Source organism: Microbulbifer epialgicus (assembly GCF_041447265.1).
Classification (GTDB): domain Bacteria; phylum Pseudomonadota; class Gammaproteobacteria; order Pseudomonadales; family Cellvibrionaceae; genus Microbulbifer; species Microbulbifer epialgicus.
This window is the reverse complement of record NZ_JBGMEK010000187.1, coordinates 1-2,709: the sequence shown is the minus strand read 5'-3', so window position 1 is coordinate 2,709 and position 2,709 is coordinate 1. Positions and strand designations below refer to the sequence as shown.

Here is a 2,709-nt window from a genome sequence, read left to right as displayed (position 1 = left end):
TCGGTGCCAAAAAAGCTGGTTTGTTGGTACTGATCGGTGTCCGTGAGCATCATTATCCTTGAGCATTTCGACCAGAAATTTGGATCAGAATAGCGAAAACTGGTCGAAATGGCTATGTCATATATCCACGTAGTCCTAGTGCCACAAGGTCTGGAGACTTTTTCAGGGTCGACTATTTAGAGATAAGGAGGAAATAGAACTTACTAAAAAGGGGGAAGGAAAGAACACACTGCACTCGGGACCGTATGAGGCATGGATGCCGATTACGAGCTTACAGGGATGTATTCACAGCGCGCCTCAAATGTCAAAAACCCCAAATTTCTGAATAAGAAATTTTCTTATAAAGAGCAGATTGGAAGCTACAGGCCTGCCCAGCATCTGGATAGATCTCGGCTACGCGCGATCTATCTTTATTCGTTAGGCGGTGAGGAACAATTTATTACATTCACCTTCCAGCAAACCACCAATGATTTTTGTATTTCTGAAAGGTGTCCTATCACTGACTTCCTGTGCCCGAATGTTGATCTGCTCCCATTTTAGGCCTTGTAAGAATGGAATAGAAGAACCGTAATATACATTTTTAATTCCTGCCCATTCAATAGCACTTTGACACATGGGGCATGGCTCTGCTGTTGAATATAAATCTAACTCAGACCAAAGTATTTTTATTTTATGCTTTGCACAATTATTTATTGCAACTATTTCCCCGTGTAAAATTGGGTTGTGGGTGGACTGATTGTAGCCTTTTGAAACTATTTCACCAGTTAATCGATTTACAATAACGGCGCCAAAAGGATATTTTGGAACATTTTTTCCCTCTTTGATCGCGAGTCTCATATAATATTCATGAATATTGCGGGAAGTGTTTTTTTCTTTGTTTGTTTCCTTTTTTACTGTTTTTGCTTCTAAATTAGGTGAAAGTAAATTGGCTGTAAGTATGGCTAGCCAATTGGTCAAAAGTGTTCGTTTCGATAGCTTTCTATAAAAGATGTTCTGGTGGTTTCTTTGTGTGTCAAATAACTGTTTGTCCATTGTGTTAATCCGGTGGTAAGATGGTTTAATTGTGAAGTATATTTACTTAAGTTATGCTAAAAAGAGGATGCTGCGCGATCTATTCTTTTTCGTTATAACAATTTTTCATCACCGCTTCGTCCTCCAAAAACTGCTTTAACGATAAATGCTAACACCATGCCTACCATAAGCCCGATGGCATTGGCAGTCAAATCCAGCCATTCACCATAACGATTAACATAAGGTTGCAACAATTCTATCAAGCCACTGTAGCCAAAAAGACCAATAACTATAACTGGCCACAACTTTGGTTTGGCATAGGCTGCTGGAAAAACCAGCGTTGCATATGCAATAAAATGATGAGTTTTATCAGAACCGGGAACTAAAGGAAGACTCTCTAGAGGATACAAAGACATAACTGAAATCAGAATAATGATTACTACAGTAAGTAGTAACCATTGAGTTTCAACGACATGTAGTAATGCTTTCATAAAATTTTCTGTTTGTTGCTGCTGGGTCAGAAGGAAAGAACACAATGCACTCGAGATGCGCTGTGAATACATCCCTGTAAGCTCGTAATCGGCGTCCATGCCTCATACGGTCCCGAGCGTTTAGTATAACACTCTTATAATAGGCAGTGAGAGCAAGGCGCAGGCCGTCCGGCGCCGATAGGCGCGAAGTTGAAGGTCTTATTAAAGGTTTGCTGCAGCACTCCATATTTTTAGATATCGTAGGCTAATAAAGTATACGTGACGCCGACAATAATCAATGATGGTATTGCGATTATGGCTACCACTCCCAAAAATTGTAACCCTGCATAAAGGTCAGACTCGATAGCAACCCAGTCTGAGGAAATCACCAAAACAGCTGCTAGGAAAAACAGCAGCGCTGGGTAATGAGCTTAATCATATTTTCGTTCAACTGAAGCCAAATATATATGGCGTACGTTGTCCAAGCTGAATATAGGCTCCAACCCAGCCATCTTGAAAATGCTCCAAAGGAATTATTACCAGTTAACACTGCGCACACCGGTGCTGTGGAGTGCGAAGCCACGGAGCAGCATCCAGAAAGTATAGCGACCGAGGTGGTGCGCTTGGTTATGACTGCTGCACTCCATGCTAAATACTTTCAGGCTTTTCCAACTCTTGAATAATATAGCCAATTTCTTCTATTTTTTCGTTGAAAACATGCTGTGCGTCAGCTAGCCCTTGGTTATAGTAATGACCTCCTAGCTCTGCAGCGAAGAAATCTATGAGAAATTCAGCGTCAAATGCACCTATATCCTGATCCAGGTTGTCGGCAAAGTAGGTCTTAACTTTACTAACCATCATCTCTTTTTGTGTTTTTGAAAGCTTAATCTCTTTCACATTAAAAACCTAAAATTTCTCAGCGCATATCGAAATTAGATATACGGAACCGTTAAGAAAGTTGACAGTGTCTTTGTGCAAGTAAAGATAGTGGCAGCTTTTAGAATTCCGCATTAGCGGGTTGTTTTTTGTTGATCGTGGAATCGTGTGAAAATTCACTACGAATATATGCTACTTACTGTATACAATAATTCGGAGAACAAAATTACCAGCACTAGTGGTCCATGCGGAAAGTAATGTAACTAATGGAGAATTGTCCGTATAATGTATCTTCTATGCGTACACCTAAACCTTTTCAAGTTTCTGATAATGAAGCGTCCATTCTGAACGA

The 2,709-nt window shown here is 40.3% G+C and carries 3 protein-coding genes; all 3 read right to left on the bottom strand.

Translation table 11 applies throughout. The annotated features are described in order from the left end of the window. Nucleotides 1-417 precede the first annotated feature (417 nt). Nucleotides 418-1,032, bottom strand: coding sequence for a nucleoside deaminase (locus tag ACCI49_RS24235; RefSeq protein WP_371841825.1), 615 nt, complete (start codon nt 1,030-1,032; stop codon nt 418-420). A 92-nt stretch (nt 1,033-1,124) separates the two neighbouring features. Next, a complete protein-coding gene (locus ACCI49_RS24230; RefSeq protein ID WP_371841824.1) occupies nt 1,125-1,601 on the bottom strand; it encodes a VanZ family protein in 477 nt (158 codons plus the stop codon). A gap of 528 nt (nt 1,602-2,129) precedes the next feature. Next, complete coding sequence (locus ACCI49_RS24225) at nt 2,130-2,378, bottom strand: DUF2164 domain-containing protein (RefSeq protein WP_371841822.1); 249 nt, start codon at nt 2,376-2,378, stop codon at nt 2,130-2,132. Nucleotides 2,379-2,709: the final 331 nt, after the last annotated feature.